This window comes from Roseovarius sp. ZX-A-9 (assembly GCF_028369135.1).
In the GTDB taxonomy this organism is placed as follows: domain Bacteria; phylum Pseudomonadota; class Alphaproteobacteria; order Rhodobacterales; family Rhodobacteraceae; genus Roseovarius.
On record NZ_JAPWHW010000010.1, the window covers coordinates 93453 to 112653 of the forward strand.

At 62.4% G+C, this 19201-nt stretch carries 14 protein-coding genes and 1 tRNA gene; 7 read left to right on the plus strand and 8 right to left on the minus strand.

Annotated elements, in window-relative coordinates; translation table 11 throughout:
- Nucleotides 1–47: 47 nt before the first annotated feature.
- The 6 genes from trpE to fabI all read right to left on the minus strand — a co-directional run bounded on the left by trpE (nucleotide 48) and on the right by fabI (nucleotide 6740).
- Nucleotides 48–1559, minus strand: a complete 1512-nt coding sequence (gene trpE, locus O3306_RS11620) for an anthranilate synthase component I (protein WP_272007304.1) — start codon at nucleotides 1557–1559, stop codon at nucleotides 48–50.
- 12 nt (nucleotides 1560–1571) lie between these two features.
- The gene (locus O3306_RS11625; RefSeq protein WP_272007307.1) at nucleotides 1572–3413 is read right to left on the minus strand and encodes a peptidylprolyl isomerase; all 1842 of its coding nucleotides are present in this window, start codon (nucleotides 3411–3413) and stop codon (nucleotides 1572–1574) included.
- A gap of 66 nt (nucleotides 3414–3479) precedes the next feature.
- Nucleotides 3480–4676 carry an aminotransferase gene (locus tag O3306_RS11630; RefSeq protein WP_272007309.1) on the minus strand — a complete coding sequence of 399 codons (1197 nt, stop codon included), beginning with the start codon at nucleotides 4674–4676 and terminating at the stop codon, nucleotides 3480–3482.
- Between the two features lie 107 nt (nucleotides 4677–4783).
- Nucleotides 4784–5284: a xanthine phosphoribosyltransferase gene (gene gpt / locus O3306_RS11635; protein WP_272007312.1), complete on the minus strand. Its 501-nt coding sequence runs from the start codon at nucleotides 5282–5284 to the stop codon at nucleotides 4784–4786.
- A gap of 26 nt (nucleotides 5285–5310) precedes the next feature.
- The gene (locus O3306_RS11640; RefSeq protein ID WP_272007316.1) at nucleotides 5311–5907 is read right to left on the minus strand and encodes a LysE family translocator; all 597 of its coding nucleotides are present in this window, start codon (nucleotides 5905–5907) and stop codon (nucleotides 5311–5313) included.
- Nucleotides 5908–5930: 23 nt separating this feature from the next.
- Nucleotides 5931–6740 (minus strand): enoyl-ACP reductase FabI, encoded by an 810-nt coding sequence (gene fabI, locus O3306_RS11645; protein WP_272007319.1) that lies wholly within the window; start codon nucleotides 6738–6740, stop codon nucleotides 5931–5933.
- 209 nt (nucleotides 6741–6949) lie between these two features.
- On the opposite strand from fabI, the gene pdxH reads away from it, so the two are divergent.
- From pdxH to O3306_RS11675, 6 genes are all read left to right on the plus strand, one after another.
- Nucleotides 6950–7555, plus strand: a complete 606-nt coding sequence (gene pdxH, locus O3306_RS11650; protein ID WP_272007494.1) for a pyridoxamine 5'-phosphate oxidase — start codon at nucleotides 6950–6952, stop codon at nucleotides 7553–7555.
- Between the two features lie 154 nt (nucleotides 7556–7709).
- Nucleotides 7710–8234, plus strand: coding sequence for a cold-shock protein (locus O3306_RS11655; protein ID WP_272007322.1), 525 nt, complete (start codon nucleotides 7710–7712; stop codon nucleotides 8232–8234).
- A complete protein-coding gene (locus tag O3306_RS11660) occupies nucleotides 8204–8686 on the plus strand; it encodes a DUF192 domain-containing protein (RefSeq protein ID WP_442969996.1) in 483 nt (160 codons plus the stop codon). The genes O3306_RS11655 and O3306_RS11660 overlap by 31 nt, the downstream gene beginning before the upstream one ends.
- A gap of 62 nt (nucleotides 8687–8748) precedes the next feature.
- A tRNA-Pro gene (locus O3306_RS11665) sits at nucleotides 8749–8825 on the plus strand.
- A gap of 606 nt (nucleotides 8826–9431) precedes the next feature.
- Nucleotides 9432–13106 carry a vitamin B12-dependent ribonucleotide reductase gene (locus O3306_RS11670; protein WP_272007325.1) on the plus strand — a complete coding sequence of 1225 codons (3675 nt, stop codon included), beginning with the start codon at nucleotides 9432–9434 and terminating at the stop codon, nucleotides 13104–13106.
- An 11-nt stretch (nucleotides 13107–13117) separates the two neighbouring features.
- Nucleotides 13118–13501, plus strand: a complete 384-nt coding sequence (locus tag O3306_RS11675) for a hypothetical protein (RefSeq protein ID WP_272007328.1) — start codon at nucleotides 13118–13120, stop codon at nucleotides 13499–13501.
- Nucleotides 13502–13815: 314 nt separating this feature from the next.
- Here the strand turns inward: O3306_RS11675 and O3306_RS11680 are convergent, their stop codons facing one another.
- Nucleotides 13816–16236 carry a GcvT family protein gene (locus O3306_RS11680; protein WP_272007331.1) on the minus strand — a complete coding sequence of 807 codons (2421 nt, stop codon included), beginning with the start codon at nucleotides 16234–16236 and terminating at the stop codon, nucleotides 13816–13818.
- Between the two features lie 210 nt (nucleotides 16237–16446).
- Between O3306_RS11680 and O3306_RS11685 the strand changes: the two genes are divergently transcribed.
- On the plus strand, nucleotides 16447–17973 hold the full coding sequence (locus tag O3306_RS11685; RefSeq protein WP_272007333.1) for a trimethylamine methyltransferase family protein: 1527 nt from the start codon (nucleotides 16447–16449) through the stop codon (nucleotides 17971–17973).
- Between the two features lie 29 nt (nucleotides 17974–18002).
- On the opposite strand, the gene O3306_RS11690 is transcribed toward O3306_RS11685, so the two are convergent.
- Complete coding sequence (locus tag O3306_RS11690; protein WP_272007336.1) at nucleotides 18003–18995, minus strand: LysR family transcriptional regulator; 993 nt, start codon at nucleotides 18993–18995, stop codon at nucleotides 18003–18005.
- Nucleotides 18996–19201 lie beyond the last annotated feature (206 nt).

The window sequence follows — 19201 nt, forward strand, 5'->3', positions numbered from 1 at the left end:
AAATCAGAAAATTTTTGACACAGATTTTTCGCGAAAAATCTGGCGCGTCAGGTATTGCCGTCGCCGGTGAACCGGGCGGCATCCGCTGCGGCCCTGCGGATCGCGTTCGATTTGTGCACCGTTTCCATGTATTCGGATTCGGGGTCGCTGTCGTAGACGATGCCGCCGCCGGCCTGAATGTAGAGTTTTTGGTTCTTCACCACAGCCGTGCGCAGGGCAATGCAGACATCCATGTCGCCGCCCGCGCTGAAATAGCCGACACCGCCACCATAGACGCCACGCTTTTCCGGCTCCAACTCGTCGATGATCTCCATCGCGCGGACCTTGGGCGCACCGCTGACCGTGCCAGCAGGCAGCCCGGCCAGCAGCGCTGACAGCGCGTCTTGATCCTCGGCCAACTCGCCCACCACGTTGCTGACGATATGCATGACGTGGCTGTAACGCTCGATGATGAATTTTTCCGTCGGGCGCACCGTGCCGATTTTCGACACCTTGCCGGTGTCATTACGCCCCAGATCGAGCAGCATCAGGTGCTCGGCCAGTTCCTTGGGGTCGGCCATCAGATCGGCCTCGTTGGCGCGATCCTCTTCCGGGGTCGCCCCGCGCGGACGCGTGCCCGCGATCGGGCGGATTGTAACTTCGTTGCCAAAGACCCGTACGAGGATTTCGGGGCTGGCGCCCACCACCTGGAAGCCGCCGAAATTGAAATAGAACATGAAGGGCGACGGATTCGTGCGCCGCAAACTGCGATAAAGCGCAAAGGGGGGCTGCGTGAACGGCTGGGTCCAGCGCTGCGAGGGCACCACCTGGAAAATGTCGCCTGCGCGGATGTATTCCTTGGCCTTCTCCACCGCGTCCTTGTAGGCGGCTCGGGTGAAGTTCGACACGGGCGGCGCATCCTCGTGCGCCTCGCCCATTTCGCGGCTGGCGCGGGGCAGGGTGCGTTCCAGATCGCGTACGGCATCCATGACCCGTTCAGCGGCCTGCGCGTAAGCGGCGCGCGCGGATTGTCCGTTGCCTGTCCAGGCCGGGGCCACAACGATCACCTCGCCCTTGACCCCGTCCAGCACCGCAATGACCGACGGGCGCAGCATCACCGCGTCCGGCAGGCCCAGCGGGTCGGGATTGACGTTCGGCAGGTGTTCGACCAGCCGGATCATGTCATAGCCAAGATAGCCAAAAAGGCCGGCACTGGCGGCTGGCAGGCCTTCGGGCAGGTCGATGCGGCTCTCTGCGATCAGGGCGCGGAGATTGGCCAGTGGATCACCGTCCTGGACCTCGAAGGCTTCGCCGTCGAAACGGGCGTGCCGGTTGATCTGGCTGGTGGTGCCGTGGCACTTCCAGACCAGATCGGGTTTCATCCCGATGATCGAGTAGCGTCCGCGCACTTCGCCACCGGTGACGGATTCGAGCATGAAGGCGTCTGGTGCGGCGCCTGTCAGCTTGAGCATCAGGGACACCGGCGTATCGAGATCGGCGGCAAGGCGGGCATAGACCACCTGCGCCTCTCCGGCGTCAAAGCGCGGGGCAAACGCGTCGAATGCGGGGGTCAGTTCCATCCCGTGTGTGCCTTACTGAAAGTTCGCGTGCACGGCGTTCAGCGCCTGCTGATCCAGCGTGATCCCCGCGCGATTGCGAATATCGTTGGCGACCACCTGATAGAGGTCCTGGGCGATGTCGTTGGCAGCCTGATCGGTCAGGCCCCTGCGCAGCTGTGCCAGCTCGGGATCGTCGTCGTTGGGCGGCGCGACCCGGTCGAGACGCAGCACGAACAGGCGCTCGTTGCCGTCGACCAGTGTGACATCGCCTTCGTTCATTCCGAAAACGGTTTCGATGAATTCGGGTGGCGTGCCCGGCTGGAAGCCACGGCGCGTAAGGCCGGTCACGGCCTCGCCGTCTAGGTCTGCATCTGGAAAACTGTCCCCATTTTCCAGCGCCGTCACCTGGTCTGCAACCTGGGCGCGCAGCGCGTCGGTAACCGATTGCGACACCCACGCCTCGCGCACTGCTTCGCGCACCTCTTCGAGTGGCATGATCTCGGGTTCGGTGATCTCGTCGAGGCGCATGGCAAAGATCGAGCCGTCTTCCAGAGTGGCAACCGAAGGATAGTCCGTCGCGGTGATCGCGGCGGCGGCCCGGCGAAATTCGGGATAGGCGCCGATGCCTTCCACGACACCGTCATGCCATTCGATCTGGCCCAGTTCGAGATTGGTCTCGCTCGCGACATCCTCCAGCGTGGCGCCGCCTGCGAGCAGGTCGTCGACCGAGTCGATCTGGGCGTCGATCACGCGGCGGGCACGGTCAGCAGCGAGCATGTCGCGCAATTCCGGCTCGGCCTCTTCAAAAGTGGTCTTGCTTGCCTGCAGGACAGCGTTCACGCGGAAAAGGGCAGGGCCGATGGGGCTGTCCAGCGGCCCGACGATGTCACCGGCATCGGCGGCGAAAACGTCTTCGCCGGCGCCTTCCAGATCGCCCTTTGACACATCGCCCATGTCGACGTCACTCAGTTCCAGACCGCGCTCCAGCACGAAATCCTCAAAGCTGCGGGTTCCGGCGTCGATTTCGGCCTTGGCGGCAGCGGCGGCGGCGCGGTCGGGGAAGGCGAGCCGTTCGACCAAGCGGTGTTCGGGGCGGTCGAATTCAGCCAGCCGCGCCTGATATGCCTCGCGCAGGGCGGCCTCGTCTACTTCGACCTCGTCGATGATCATCTCGGGCGTGAGCCAAGCATAGGTGATCTTGCGGGTTTCGGGCGTCGTGAAGTCAGGCAGATGTGCCTGGTGAAAGCTGCGCAGGTCCTCTTCGGTCGGCTCGGGCAGGCCGGTGGCCAGATCGCCGCGCGACAGCGTCGCCAGCGTGACATCACGCACTTCGCCTACATAGGTAAGCAGCGTGTCGGTATAAGCGAGCGGGACGCTGACGCCCGAAATGATCGCCCCCTGCAGCAATGTGCGGGCGGCTTCGGTGCGCACATCCTCTTCAAAGACGGCTTCGCTCAGCCCGGCCTGATCGAGCGCAAAGGAATAGGCTTCTCGGTCAAATTCACCGTTAACGCCCCGAAAACCCGGAATATCCAGGATCTGATCACGCAGATTCTCGTCACCGATGGACAGACCCAGCTGTGCGGTTTCGTGGTCGAGCGCGGCCTCGGCAACCAGACGTGACAGCACCTGTGTGTCAAGCCCCACGGCCTGCGCCTGCGCGAATGATACCGGCTCGCCGCGATCTGCTTCGAGGGCGCGGATTTCGGCCTGCAGCGCGCGGGCATATTTGTTGAGGTCGATTTCGGTGTCGCCGACCGAGCCGACACTGTGAATGTTGCCCGAAAGGTTGGTGACACCAAAGCCGCCGAGGCCGAGGATCAGCAGGGCCATCAGGACCCACATCGCGGATTTGGAAACGTTATTGCCTTTCATCGGGCCCTCTTTGGTGTGCTTGGGTGCCTTGACTGTGCCTGCCGCAGTGGGCAGGTCCGGAACTGTCTACGCGTTGGTCCGGTCCGGGGCAAGGGGCCAGCCCAGGCCGGACAGCCGCCCGGCCAGAGCGCCGATCCCGGCGCGGTCGACATTGGCAAACGCGATGCGGACCGTGCGCGCGCCCAAAGGGTCGCCCGCGGGTGTGAACATGGTGCCGGGCAACAGCAGAACGCCTGCCTCGCGCACCAGTTTCGGCGCCAGCGCGGCAGAGCTTTCTGCGAAGGGGTGCCGCAGGTAAGCGAAATAGGCACCGCATCCCATCAACTGCCAGCCTTCGGCCTCCAGTGCGGGCATGTTGTCCTCGATCGCGGCGCGCCTGTCGAGGATTTCGGCCCGCTCACCCGCCAGCCATTGCGTGAGGTTCTGCATGCCCCAGAGGGCGGCGATCTGGCCCAGCTGGTTCGGGCAGATGGTCACGGTGTCGAGAAATTTCTCTGCTTCCGCAAGGCGTTGCGGCGAAGCGACCATTGCGCCAACCCGGTGGCCGGTCAGGCGGTAGGCCTTGGAGAACGAATAAAGCTGGATCAGCGTGTCGGCCCAATCGGGATCGGTCAGCAGATCGTGCGGTGCGCCACTGCGCGCGTCGAAATCGCGGTAGGTCTCGTCCACGATCAGCGTGATGCCGCGCGCACGTGCCAGATCATAGAAGGCGCGCACGAGGTCTGCTGGGTATTCCACGCCGCCGGGATTGTTGGGCGTGACCAGAACAATCGCGCGGGTGCGCGGCGTGATGAGCGCGGCGGCCTCTTCGGGGTCGGGCAGCAATCCGGCGCGTGCGGGCAGCGGCAGCGTGCGCACGCCGTTCATGTCGAGCCACATTTTATGATTAAAGTACCAAGGAGTTGGCAGGATGACTTCATCCGCTTCTCCGCAAAGCGCGGCGATGGCGGCGCAGAACGCCTGGTTGCAGCCGGAAGTGATCGCGACGTTTTCGGGTGTCAACGAGCCGCCGTAAGCGGCGCTCCACTGGGTGGCGACTTCGCTGCGCAGGGTGGGCAGGCCGAGCACCGGGCCGTAGAGATGTGCCTGTGGCTCTGACAGCGCCGCATCGGCGATGGCCTGGCGCAGCGGCTCTGGCGGGGGATCGACGGGGGCGGCCTGGCTGACATTGATCAGCGGCCACTCGTCGGAGAATGTGACTCCGTCAAGCCAGCGGCGGGCTTCCATGACGGGTGGGAAAAAGGTGCTGGCGGTACGGGTCATGAGGGTCTCCGGCGGGGCGGCTCATCCGATCGGATGGGCATCTTCCCGGTGGTTTATCGGCGTCGGTATCGTGTCGGTATTGCGTCGGTACTGCAACGGTGTCGGGGTCAGGCGCCGCGATAGGGCTCGACATATTGCAGGGCCATGTCCCAGGGGAAGAAAATCCAGGTATCCTGGCTGACCTCGGTCACGAAGGTCTGCACCTGGCTGCGCCCCTTGGGCTTGGCATAGACGGTGGCGACATGGGCTTTGGGCATATGCGCGCGCACCACTTCGAGGGTGCGGCCGGTATCGACCAGATCATCGACGATCAGCACGCCGGTGCCATCGCCGATCACGTCCATGTCTGGGGATTTGATCACCCGAGGCTCGGACTGAGTCTGGTGGTTGTAGCTCTTGACGCTGATCGTATCGACGGTGCGGATGTCCAGCTCTCGCGCGACGATCATCGCGGGGGCCATGCCGCCACGGGTGATTGCCACAACCGCGCGCCAGGCGCCGTCGTCAGGCCCGTGCCCATCCAGCCGCCAAGCCAGAGCGCGCGCGTCGCGGTGCAGCTGGTCCCAGCTGACGTGAAAGCCTTTTTCATGGGGAAGGGGATCAATCATCGTCGGCTATCCTTGTTGTTTTTGTCTCAGGTCACGATCCGCAGGGCCAGCGCCCCGAGCACGAGGGCGGCACCCTTGTCGAACCGGGTTTTCATGGCGATATAGGCCCGGCGCATCGGCGCGGTGGTCAGCACGAATGCCGCGAACCCATACCACAGAAGTTCGATGGTAAAGTGGTTTGCAATCAATTGCACCTTGGCGGTTACGGGCAGTCCGGCAGGGACCACCGTCGAGAAGATCGCGGCAACGAAAAAGACCAGCTTGGGATTGGCCATGTTGGTGATCAGGCCGAGGCGAAATCCGCGCCCGAAGCCGGGCGGGACGGTCTCGACAGGCCGGTCGGCATGGCGCCAGAGCGATACGGCCAGCCACAGCAGGTAGCCTGCGCCCAGGATTTTCAGCGCGACATAGGCCGCAGGCACGGCGAGAAAGACCACCTGCAAACCCAGCACTGCCAGTATTGACCAGCAGACAGCAGCAATAGACAACCCCAGCCCGGTCAGCAGCGCGGCGCGGCGTCCGCCTGCGAATGCCGACCGGATCATGACGATGAAGGCGGGCCCCGGACTGGCCAGTGCGCCAAGAATGGCGAGGTTGAACAGCAGGACCGTTGCGACGTCCATGCGGGGACTCCTGGTCTCTGCGCCTATTTGGTTGCGTCGATATCGGGGGCGTCCACGGCCTTCATCCCGACGACGTGATAGCCCGCATCAACATGCAGGTTTTCGCCGGTGACGCCGCTGCCCAGATCACTGAGCAGGTAGAGCGCGGATTTGCCCACATCGTCGATGGTCACGTTGCGGCGCAGGGGCGAGTTCAGCTCGTTCCATTTCAGGATATAGCGGAAATCGCCGATGCCGCTGGCGGCCAGCGTCTTGATCGGACCGGCGGAGATCGCATTGACGCGGATGCCGTCCTTGCCCAGATCCTCGGCGAGGTATTTCACCGATGCCTCAAGCGCGGCCTTGGCCACGCCCATGACATTATAGTGCGGCATGACCTGCTCGGCACCGTAATAGGTGAGGGTCAGCATCGAGCCGCCCTCTGTCATCAGTTTCTCGGCACGTTGTGCGACGGCGGTGAAGCTGTAGCAGCTGACATCCATCGTCATCAGGAAATTGTCGCGGCTGGTGTCCACGTAGCGGCCGCGCAATTCGTTCTTGTCGGAAAAGCCGATCGCGTGCACCAGAAAGTCGATCTTGCCCCAGACCTTTTCGATCTCGGCAAAAGCCGCGTCGATCGAGGCCGGGTCGGATACGTTGCAATCAAACAGTTGCGTGACGCCCAGTTGCGCCGCCAGCGGCTCTACCCGCTTCTTGAATGCGTCGCCCATGTAAGAGAATGCCATTTCGGCACCCGCATCGGCGCAGGCGCGGGCGATGCCCCAGGCGATTGATTTGTCATTGGCCAGGCCCATGATCAATCCGCGCTTGCCCGCCATCAGTTGATTTGACATGTCCTGTCCCCGCCTCGAATTATTTCATTTTGTTCCTTTAGGCGATCACCGGGGGTGCATCAAGCCTCGCTCGCCTTTGTGATCAAGCCGGAGATGCGCGGAGGCATGCCTGTCGCGAATGTGTTATGATTTGCGCATTTCATGTTGCCCGGCTTCTCGATATGCGTTCGAACAGTCTGGAAGCTGGACCGTGGCCGGAGAGAGTGAAGATGGTAAAACGAACAGGTATATTCGCTGGGGACGATCCGTTTGCGATCGCGCAGCGCTGGTTGACCGAGGCCGAGGCGAGTGAGCCGAATGACCCCAACGCCATTGCGCTGGCGACTGTGGATTCGCGCGGGCTGCCCAATGTGCGCATGGTGCTGCTCAAGGAGATCAGACCGGGTGGCTTTGTCTTTTACACCAATTATGAAAGCGCCAAGGGCAAGGAGCTGGCGGCGTCCGGGCAGGCCGCTTTCGTGATGCATTGGAAGTCGCTGCGCCGTCAGGTGCGGGTCCGCGGACAGGTGGTGCGGTTTGACGGACCAGAAGCGGATTCTTATTATGCGTCGCGCTCGCTCAAGTCGCGTTTGGGGGCCTGGGCCTCGCAGCAGTCGCGTCCCCTGAGTAGTAGAGCGGCGCTGATGGCGGAGGTGGCCAAAGTCTCGGCGCGGCACGGCACCAATCCGCCGCGCCCGCCGTTCTGGGGGGGATTCATGATCACGCCGGTCGAGATTGAATTTTGGGCCGATGGTGATTTTCGCCTGCATGACCGTTTTGTCTGGCGCCGCGAAGCTGCTGAAAAACCTTGGGAAATTGAGCGACTGCAACCGTGACACTCACGTGACGTGGGTTGCAAATGTCTGAAATATAATCCGTTTTCTGCTTGCAAGTGACATGGGTTTCTACGAGGGTTGTAGTGGGGTGAGGCGGGACCTGAATAGGAGTTAAGGACTGTTGAGCCGGTCGGAAGAAAGTGTAGCGACGCCAATGGAAGACACAGTTCGCAAAGTGCGCGGGCGCGTGAAGTGGTTCGACCCCGTCAAGGGGTTCGGATTCGTTGTGGCAGACGAAGGTGGTCCTGATATCCTGCTGCATGCAAACGTCTTGCGCAATTTCGGGCAAAGCTCGGTTGCGGACGAGGCGGGTGTTGTGCTGGACGTGCAGGATACGGAGCGCGGTGTGCAGGCGGTCGAGGTGTATGAGATTCACCCGCCGCGAATCGATGAGTCGAGCGGTCTGGCCGATCTTGATGAGATCGACCCGGAGCTGATCCGTGCCGCGGTGCTGGAACCTGCGCGCATCAAGTGGTTCGACAAGGGCAAGGGCTTTGGCTTTGCCAATACCTTTGGCTCCGGCGAGGACGTATTCGTGCATATCGAGGTGCTGCGCCGGTCTGGCCTGGCCGATCTTCAGCCCGGCGAAGCGCTGGCAATCCGTGTTATACAAGGTAAGCGTGGCCGTATGGCGACGGAGGTGTGTGGATGGGAAAGCGCGGTAAAATCGGGAAAGTAGCGACGGCGCTGATTCTCACGCTCTGGAGCGGCATGACCGCGGCCGGGGAATGCCGCGACGACCAGGTGTTGCTGCGGGGCGATTGGGGGCAGGCGCGGTTCACGGTCGAACTGGCCGATGACGAGGCCGAGCGCGCCCAGGGGCTGATGCACCGCGAAAGCATGCCGCAGAGCGCCGGGATGCTGTTTGTCTATCCCGATGAGCGGCGCGTGGGATTCTGGATGAAGAACACGCTCATTCCGCTCGACATGATCTTTATTGATGCGACTGGCACCGTGCGAAAGGTGCATCACCGTGCCAAGCCGCATGACCTGTCTCCGATCATGAGCGGCAAAGATACGCAGATGGTGCTGGAGATCAACGGCGGGCTGGCCGAGCGTCTGGGCATCGTGCCCGGCAGCGAAATGCAGCACCCTTCGGTGGCGTCTGACCGGGCCGCGTGGCCTTGTTGAACGAGAGGTCATCAAAAGGGCTTTTCAATCCTGGAATTCGCAAGTAGACAGCGCGCATGGTTCGGGGCGTGGCGCAGTCTGGTAGCGCACCTGTTTTGGGTACAGGGGGTCGTAGGTTCGAATCCTGCCGCCCCGACCATTTTTCATCAAACTTGAAATCCGTGTGGTTCGCCCCTTTGGGGGCCGCGCGAACTGTTTGTGTACTGTTGCATTCTTGCGCCGCTTCGGATGGGCGGGAAAAAAAATAATTCGCGTTAACCTTTCTTAATTTTTCAAGCGGCCCGGCTGGGGATGACGCAGGCAATGTCTCAGCTGCTTCTTGCACAATGGCGGCTAAACGCGCCGAAAACTTGGGCTTTCAAATGCTGCGCTGCCGCAGCATTGCGGGCGCAGCATCTGTGGACGGTTGTGGGGATGAATCGGTACGCGTTGAACGCGGGGCGACAAACCGGGAAGGTCAACAGATTTTTGGTTATCATTTCGTAAAATTCCCGTTGACGATCTATGCCTAGATACGCCAGTTTGTGCAGGCCGGTGAGTGGACACACCATATATAGTGTCGCCCGCCTCGGCAGGGGCAATTCCCACCAATACAACCGGGTGCCAAGCACCTGGCGGTTCCTCCCGCATGACGATCCATGTGGCGAGGGGGGATTTTCCTTGTCGCCGGCAAAATGAGGGGTGCGGCACCGCAACGCCGGAAAGCGCGCCGAACAAGAATGCTGGATCATGGGGCAGCGATAAAATGAAAATCGAAAGAAAATTCACCAAGGCAGGCCAGGACGCTTACGCGGCGCTCCAATTCAAGACCACTTCTTCGGAAATCCGCAACCCGGACGGCACGACCGTCTTCAAGCTCGACAATGTCGAAGTGCCGGCCGGCTGGAGCCAGGTCGCAAGCGACGTGATCGCGCAGAAATATTTTCGCAAGGCCGGCGTTCCCGCCAAGCTGAAGCGCGTCAAGGAAAAGGGCGTGCCCGAATTCCTGTGGCGGTCGGTCCCCGATGGCGACAATGTTGCAAAAGGCGGCGAGACCAGCGCGCGGCAGGTGTTTGATCGTCTGGCCGGTGCCTGGGCCTACTGGGGCTGGAAGGGTGGCTACTTCACCACCGAGGCGGACGCGCAGGCCTATTTTGACGAAATGCGCTATATGCTGGCCGAGCAGATGGCTGCCCCCAACAGCCCGCAATGGTTCAACACCGGGCTGCACTGGGCCTATGGCATCGACGGACCGGGGCAGGGGCATTACTATGTCGACTACCAGACCGGCGAGCTGACCAAATCCACCAGCGCCTATGAGCATCCCCAGCCGCACGCATGTTTCATCCAGTCGGTTTCGGATGATCTGGTCGGCGACGGCGGCATCATGGACCTGTGGGTGCGCGAGGCGCGTCTGTTCAAATACGGTTCGGGCACCGGCACCAACTTCTCGTCCCTGCGCGCGGCCAATGAGCCGCTGTCGGGCGGTGGCAAATCGTCGGGCCTGATGGGCTTCCTCAAGATCGGTGACCGTGCGGCGGGCGCGATCAAGTCGGGCGGCACCACGCGCCGCGCGGCCAAGATGGTGATCTGCGATGCCGACCACCCCGATATCCAGGAATTCATCAACTGGAAGGTCAAGGAAGAGCAGAAGGTCGCCAGCATCGTCGCGGGCTCCAAGATGCACGAGATGAAGCTGAACGAAATCTTTGCCGCGATCCGCGCATGGGATGGCAGCAGCGAAGATTCGGTCGACCCGAAAAAGAACGCGCAGTTGAAAGAGGCCATTCGCGGCGCCAAGAAGAGCGCGATCCCCGAAACCTATGTGAAGCGCGTACTTGATTACGCCAAGCAGGGCTATGACAGCATCGAGTTTCCGACCTATGACACCGATTGGGACAGCGAAGCCTATGCAAGCGTGTCGGGCCAGAACTCCAACAACTCGATCCGGGTCACCGACGCGTTCCTGAAGGCCGTCAAGGATGATGCCGACTGGGCGTTGCTCAACCGCACCGACGGGTCGGTTGCGAAAACCATCAAGGCGCGCGACCTGTGGGAAGATGTGGGGCACGCGGCGTGGTCCTGTGCCGATCCGGGCATTCAGTACCATGACACCGTGAACGCCTGGCACACCTGCCCCGAAGATGGCGAAATCCGCGGGTCCAACCCGTGCTCGGAATACATGTTCCTGGACGATACGGCCTGTAACCTGGCGTCGATGAACCTGCTGGCCTTCTACAAGGACGGCGAATTCGACGCAGAGGCCTATATGCACGCCTCGCGGCTCTGGACCGTGACGCTGGAAATCAGCGTGATGATGGCGCAGTTCCCGAGCAAGGAGATCGCGCAGCGCAGCTATGATTTCCGCACGCTGGGTCTGGGCTATGCCAATATCGGCGGCCTGCTGATGAACATGGGTCTGGGCTATGACAGTGACGAGGGCCGCGCGCTCTGCGGGGCGCTGACGGCGATCATGACCGGTGTCAGCTATGCCACCAGCGCCGAGATGGCCGGAGAGCTGGGGCCGTTTGCGGGCTATGAGCGCAACAAGCAGCACATGCTGCGCGTCATCCGCAACCACCGCAAGGCGGCCGATGGCGCCACCGAAGGCTACGAAGGGCTGGCGGTGAAACCCGTGCCTCTCGACCAGGCCAACTGCCCTGACAGCCGTCTGGTCGATCTGGCGATGACCAGCTGGGACGAGGCGCTGAAGCTGGGCGAACAGCATGGCTATCGCAATGCGCAGGCCACCGTGATCGCGCCGACCGGCACGATCGGTCTGGTCATGGATTGCGACACCACCGGGATCGAGCCGGACTTTGCACTGGTGAAGTTCAAGAAGCTCGCCGGCGGCGGTTACTTCAAGATCATCAACCAAAGTGTTCCGGCAGCACTGGAAAAGCTGGGCTACGGCTCTGCCCAGATCGAAGAGATCATCAGCTATGCGGTCGGCCACGGCACCATCGGCAACGCGCCGGGGATCAACCACACGTCGTTGATCGGGCATGGGTTCGGGGCCAATGAACTGGCCAAGGTGGACGCGGCGCTGGGGTCGGCTTTCGACATCCGCTTCGTGTTCAACCAGTGGACGCTGGGAGAAGAGTTCTGCACCAACGTGCTGGGCATTCCCGCCGCCAAGCTGAACGATCCTACCTTCGATCTGCTGGCGCATCTGGGCTATTCGCGCGCTGATATCGACGCGGCCAACGATCACGTCTGCGGGACGATGACACTGGAGGGTGCGCCGCACCTGAAGGAAGAGCATTACCACATCTTCGACTGCGCGAATCCCTGCGGCAAGAAGGGCAAGCGTTACCTCGGCGTGAACAGCCACATCACCATGATGGCGGCAGCCCAATCGTTCATCTCGGGTGCGATTTCCAAGACGATCAACATGGCGAACGACGCCACGATCGTCGATTGCCAGGAAGCCTATGAGCTGAGCTGGTCGCTGGGTGTGAAGGCCAATGCGCTCTACCGGGACGGCTCCAAGTTGAGCCAGCCGCTGGCCGCAAGCCTCGTCGAGGATGACGATGAGGCCGCCGAAGTGCTGGAAAGCGGCTCAGCGCAGGAAAAGGCCGCCGTTCTGGCCGAGAAGATCGTCGAGAAGATCATCGTCAAGGAGGTCGTCAAGACCACCCGCGAAAAGCTGCCTGAGCGGCGCAAGGGCTATACCCAGAAGGCGATCATCGGGGGCCACAAGGTCTATCTGCGGACCGGTGAATATGCCGATGGTCAGCTGGGCGAGATCTTCATCGACATGCACAAGGAAGGTGCGGGTTTCCGCGCGATGATGAACAACTTCGCCATCGCGGTGTCCGTGGGCCTGCAATACGGCGTGCCGCTGGAAGAGTTCGTCGATGCCTTTACCTTCACCAAGTTCGAGCCGGCCGGAATGGTGCAGGGCAATGACAGCATCAAGAACGCCACCTCGATCCTTGACTACATCTTCCGTGAACTGGCGGTCAGCTATCTTGACCGGACCGATCTGGCGCATGTCAAACCCGAGGGTCACAGCTTTGACGATCTGGGGCGCGGCGAAGAGGAAGGCGTCAGCAACATCTCGGAGATGAGCGAGGCGGGCGCGTCAAGATCGCTGGAAGTGCTCAAGCAGATCAGCTCTTCGGGCTACCTGCGCAAGCGGTTGCCGCAGGAACTGGTGGTGCTGAACGGGGGCCAATCGGTCGGCGGCATCTCCTTTGACAGGTCAGCCGATCCGGTCTCGACGCTGGAAACGCTGGTACCCGAGACGGCGAATGTCACCGCGGTGGCAACCAGCACGGTGAGCATGAGCAGCAGCATGTCGGTTGATGCGCGCACCAAGGCCAAGATGCAGGGCTACGAGGGCGAGGCTTGCAGCGATTGCGGCAACTACACGCTGGTGCGCAACGGCACCTGCATGAAGTGCAACACCTGCGGCTCGACCAGCGGGTGCAGCTGAGGAGGGGATGTTTGATGGTCATCGTTAAGAACTGCAAATTTTCTCACGCTGAGATTGGAGTAAGCGCTGGCGGTACAGTACATGTTGACGGCCTAGAAATGGACAATGTCGATATCGGTGTGCATGTGAGAGAAGGCGGCGAAAACTCGGTATTTAACAATGTCAGTATAAGCCACACCAAAATCGCTTTTCTCATGGACGACCAAGTCGGGGTGAAGCTTAACGAAGAGCAGAGCAAGGAGTTGTCCGAGATCGCGGCAAATTCGGTCAATGAACGTGATTTTTCCGACAAAGTTGCTCGATCTGCTGTTGGGCGGTGGATAGCAAATCAGAAAGGGATTGAGTGGGCAAATTGGGGTGCCGTTATCTGGAAGTTTCTGCAAAGCGGACAGTAGATGGGATTAAAGGCTCACAATTGACAGAAGTCTTGTATCTGCTCAAACGCGCAGTCCGACCGAAGTCGTTTCCAGTATAGTCCGGTTCTGTCCGGGCAAAGAACAAGATCCGGGGCGAGTGCGCTTGCCTCTGACGCTAATCGGGCCGCAGGCAAAAAACATACCGAGCGGTGAACCAAATGAGCCCGGTCACGCGAAACTCGGGGCGCCCTTGCGGCGCCCCTTTTTCGTGGCTGCGCCCCGGGGATGCCCCGAGGCGCTTTCCATGGCGAAATCAATGATTAACGCGGTCTTGTTCGCGTGGGGCGGCGGGATCAACCCCGCACGCGTTCCAGCCCCGGATCATATGGCCCCATCGGGATCACCTGCGCGCTGACCATCTGCCCGATGATGTCGATCTCGACCTGCGTGCCGGTCGCCGCCAGGGCCGGTTCGACAAAGGCATAGGCCAGGTTCAGGCCCGTCCGGTGGCCCCAATCCCCTGATGTGACCGTGCCCGCAACGCGGTCCTCCACCATCACCGATGCGCCGCCATGGGCGGGGGCCTCGCGGCTATCGATCGACAGGCAGACCAGCTTGCGGCGCGGCCCATCGGCGTGGCGCGCGGCAAGGGCTTCCTTGCCGATGAAATCCGGCTTGTCCATTTTGACAAAGCGATCCAGCCCGGTTTCGAACGGGTCGAATTCGGTCAGCAGGTCCGCTTTCCAGTGCAGATAGCCCTTTTCCATCCGCATCGAGTCGACCGCGCGCGCGCCGAAGAGCCGCAGCCCATGCGCCGCACCTGCCGCCCGCAGGGCGAGATAGGCGGCGTAAAGCTGGTTGTTGGGCACATGGATCTCGTAGGCCAGTTCGCCCGAGAAGCTGACGCCCATCACCGTGGCAGGGGCGATGCCGATGAAACAGTCCCGCACGCTGAGCCAGGGGAAGGCCGCCGCCGACCAGTCGGCGCGGCTGACCGCCTGCATCACGGCGCGGGCCTTGGGGCCGGCCAGAACGAGGATCGTGTAATCATTGGTCAGCGAGCGGAGCTGCACGTCCTCGTCCGCACGCAGATGCGATTGCAGCCAGTCCATGTCGTGCCATTCGGCCGCTGCCGCAGAGCCGTACCAGTACCGGTCCTCCGCCAGCTTGGCGAGCGTCGCCTCGGCCTTGACCATGCCGTGATGGTTCAGCAGATAGCCCAGCCCGACGCGGCCCACTTTCTGCGGCACACGCCCGCAGAGCATCCGGTCAAGGAAAGCCCCGGCATCGGGGCCGGTCACTTCGATCCGGTTGAACCCGTTCACCTCGCACAGGCCGACCGCGTTCTGCACGGCGGCAACCTCGGCTGCGATCACGTCGAAGGTTTCGGTAAAGCGGAAGCTGTGGGTTTCGTGAAACTCCGGGGTGGGTTTGAAGAAATCCGCGCGTTCCCAGCCGTTTACGACGGTAAATTCAGCCCCTTCTGCGGCCATGATCGGGGTCAGCGGCGTCGTTTTGGCGGGGCGCCCGGCGGGCCGGTGTTCATGCGGGAAATGAAAGCGGAATTCGTTCTGGTAGTCCTCGACCGCCTTGAGCGCGGTCAGTTCCACATTGGCATGTCCGGTGAAGCGGCGCGGGTCGATCGGCCAGGTGTCATAGCACGCCTCGCCATGCACGACCTGCTGCGCCAGCAGCCAGCCATGCCCGCCACCTTCGCCAAGACCGGCGCGCAAGCCGATGATGCAGAAGGCATTTCTCTTGCCCGGTATCGGGCCGACCAGCGGCGCGCCATCAATCGTGTAGGTGATCGGCCCGTTGACCACCGTGTGAATGCCCACCTCTGTCAGCGCGGGCATGCGGGCGAACGCGCCCTCGAGCACGTCGGTGACACGGTCCAGATCGTCCGGGCAGAGCGCGTTCACGAAATTCGGGTCGATCCCGTCCATGCCCCATGTCTTGCAGTCCTGTTCGTAGAACCCCACCAGCAGGCCGTTCTTCTCTTGGCGGCAATAATAGTCGCTGATCGGGCAGCGGATCAGCGGCATGCGGTGGCCCGCGTCAATGATCGCCTGAATCGGTTCGGTCAGGAAATACTGGTGTTCCATCGACGTGACCGGGTGCTGCACCCCCATCATCGCGGCAACCTCGTTCACCCGGTAGCCGCAGGCGTTGATCACCACTTCGCAATGGATACCGCCGTGTTCGGTATGCACGGTCCAGCTGTCGTCGCGGTGCTGGGTCAGCCCGGTGACAGGCGTGTTGCGATAGACCTCGGCCCCGGCAAGCCGCGCGCGGCGTGCCAGCGCCTGACATAGCTGCGCCGGGTCGATATCGCCGTCATGCGCGTCCCACAAGCCGCCCACGAGGTTGTCGGTAGAGATCAGCGGATGGCGTCTTGCGCATTCGGCGGCGTCGATCACTTCGAACTCCACGCCCATGCCGCGCGCCATCGACGCGAAATGGCGGTAGCCCTCCATCTGCGCCTCGGTTCCTGCCAGTCGAATGCCGCCATCGCCGTGATGGTAGTTTATCGGGTATTCAGGATCGTTGGCCAATTCCTTGTAAAGGTTTATGGAATGCGTCTTGAGCCCGACCATCGTCTGGTTCATGCCGAAATTCGTGACCTGCGCGGCAGAGTGCCATGTGGTGCCCGAGGTCAGCTCGTTGCGTTCGACAAGAACAACATCGGTCCAGCCTTCCTGCGTCAGGTGATAGAGCGTGGAACAGCCTGCGATACCACCGCCGATCACGACGGCCCGGGTTTGCGATTTCATGGGATACTCCAGAATGATGTCTGCGGTGCTGCTGCAATGGTCGCAAAGTGGGGAAGCGCGTCAATCATCGGAACATAGGTTCGAATAATTCGCATCTTGTTTCGCAATAGCCGCGTTGAGCGGTGATGGCGCTTGCGGCAACGGCACTGGGTCCCTTCCATAGGGGCAACCAACCGGGCCGGTCGACGGCCCCCAGACGGAGCACCGCAAATGACCGAGGAAACCACCACCGCGCCGCGCCGGTCGGGTCGTCGCGCCCGCATGGCCTTGCGCGCGGCCCCGCCGGTGATCAACCCCGCGCCGCCGGGGCAGTTGGGTGGGGCGTACAAGCCGCTGGCCGATCATGAGCTGTCGGCGATCTATGCCACCGCCCTGCGCCTGCTGGAGCATCTGGGCATGGGCGAGGTGCCGGACCGTCTGGCGCAGCTGTTGCTGGCGGCAGGGGCGCGGCAGATGCCGGGGGCGCGCATCTCGATCCCGCCCGCGCTGGTCAATGCCGCGATTGCCAGCACGCCCAAGACATTCACGTTGCACGGGCGCGATCCGGCGCGCTCAATCACCGTTGGCGGGCGGGCGGTGCATTTCGGCACCGGCGGAGCAGCGGTGCAGACGCTCGATCTGGACACGCAGCTTTACCGGGCGTCCACCTTGCGCGACCTGCATGATTTCACCCGGCTTCAGGATACGCTGACGAATATCAGTTGGTTTACCCGCTGCTGCATCGCAACGGACGTGCCGGACGAATATGCGCTGGATGTGAACACGGCCTATGCGTTGATGAAGAATACGACCAAGCCTGTCGCCACCGCCTTTACCCTGGCCGAAAACGTGGCGCCCATCGTGCAGATGTTCGACATCGCGGCGGGGGGCGAGGGCGAGTTCGCCAAACGCCCCTTCGTCAAGGCACATATCAGCCCGGTGATCTCGCCGATGCGCTTCGGTGCGGATGCGGTTGACGTGGTCTTTGAATGCCTGGCACACAATATCCCGGTGTCGTGCATCACCGCCGCGCAGGCGGGGGCGACGGCACCGGCGACGCTGGCGGGGTTCCTGGCGCAATCGCTGGCCGAGACGCTGGCCAGCCTCGTCATGGTGCATTGCATCAAGCCGGGCCATCCGATGGTTTTTTCCAACTGGCCGCTGGTCATCGATCTGCGCACAGGGGCGTTTGCGGGCGGCGGTGGCGAGATCGCGGTGCTCAACGCCGCCTCGGCGCAGCTTAGCAACTGGCTGGGGCTGGTGTCTGGTGTGGCGGCCTCAATGACCGATGCCAAGGCGATCGATGCGCAATATGGCGCGGAAAAAGGTCTGACCTCACTGGCGGCGGCGTTGGCGGGGGGCAACCTGATCTACGAAAGCTCGGGCATGACAGCCTCGCTGCTGGGCGCAAGTTTCGAGGCGTTCATCCTCGACAACGAGATGCATTCGGCCACCTATCGCGCCCTGCGGGGGATCGAGGTGAGCGAGGAAAACCTTGGCTTTGAGGCGATCTGCGCCGCGGTGCTGGGCGAGGGGCATTTTCTGGGCGGGGCGCAGACCTTGCAGGCGATGGAGCGCGATTACGTCTATCCGGCGCTGGCGGATCGCGACAATCCGCGCACCTGGGCGGACAAGGGCGGGCCCGATGCCTGGGGGCAGGCGCGGCTGCGCGCCCGGGAGGTGCTGGAAACGCATCAGCCGGCTTATCTCAGCCCGGCACAGGATGCGGCGATCCGCGCCGCGTTCACGATCCTCTGAAACGTTCCGCCCTTACCTGACGCCTCGGGTCAAAGGCGAAACGCTTTGGCGGTCTGATGCTCTTCCGACAGGGCAAAGGCCCCTTGCAACCACGGCATGCGCTCCACCGCCGGATCGACCGCGCGGTTCTGGATCAGACGCCGCAAGGTGCCGGTGACGGTGCTGGTCACGGCCGCGCTGTGAACATCGCCGGTGAAGACAGAGATGTAGCGCGCGAACCCCTTGCCGGGGAAGGCGATCAACGAGATCTGCCGATGGAACCGATGCGCGCGCATGTAGTTCAGCGGCGTGGTGATCGCCCAGCCGCCGCCCTCGGCGATCAGGCCCATGATCGACTGGTTGCTCTCGAACTCGAACTGTCGGGGCAGATCGATGCGCAGGCGCCGCAGTTGCGCCTCGATCTGGGCGCCCATGATCTGGGACTTGGCATATCGCAGCAGCGGCAGCGGACAGCGCCCCGTCAGATAGTCCTCGGGTGCGATCTGCTGGGCGGCAGGCACGGCCAGCACATAGGGGTCGCGGAGCAGGGGGTGTTCGATCAGATCGGGTGGATCTGACTGCGGCCGCGTGGCGATGCCGATATCAATCTCGCGGTTGTGCAACAGCCCAAGTATCTCGTGGCTTGGCCGGGTCAGGTGGCGAAACTCGCAATTGGGCATCGCACCGGTCAGAATGCGGGCCAGCTCTGGCGCGATCTCGCTATCGAAATCCTCGATCAAGGCCAGCGCCAGCGCGCGGGTTTCGGGCAGGGTGCCGGATCGTACCTCAACCTCGGCCTTGCGCAACAGTTGCAGCGCCTCGTCCACGGACCGTACGAACAGCGCGCCTGCCGGTGTGACGACCATCGGACGGCGCCGGTGATCCAGCAAGCTGACCCCCAGCGCCATTTCCAGCGCGCGGATGTGATGCGACACGGTGCTGACCGACAGGCCGGTTTCCTCGGCCACATCCCGGATGGAGCCCGAGCGTGCGGCAAGCTGGAAAACTTCCAGCCACTTGAGGCTGAGTGATGAACGTTTCATGGGGTTGATCCTCACGGTTTTCACGTGCTGTGCAACATTTCTCGCCGGATCACCACGAATCCCGAAAAGGGCTTTCCACTTGCCCGAAATATCACGGGGTCCGGGGCCGCGCCCCGGGCTGCGTGCGGGCAAACTGACATGCGCGCGCGACACGCACGCAGCCCGGGATCAAGCCATGCTGACGGGAAAGAGAAAACCCCGCCGGA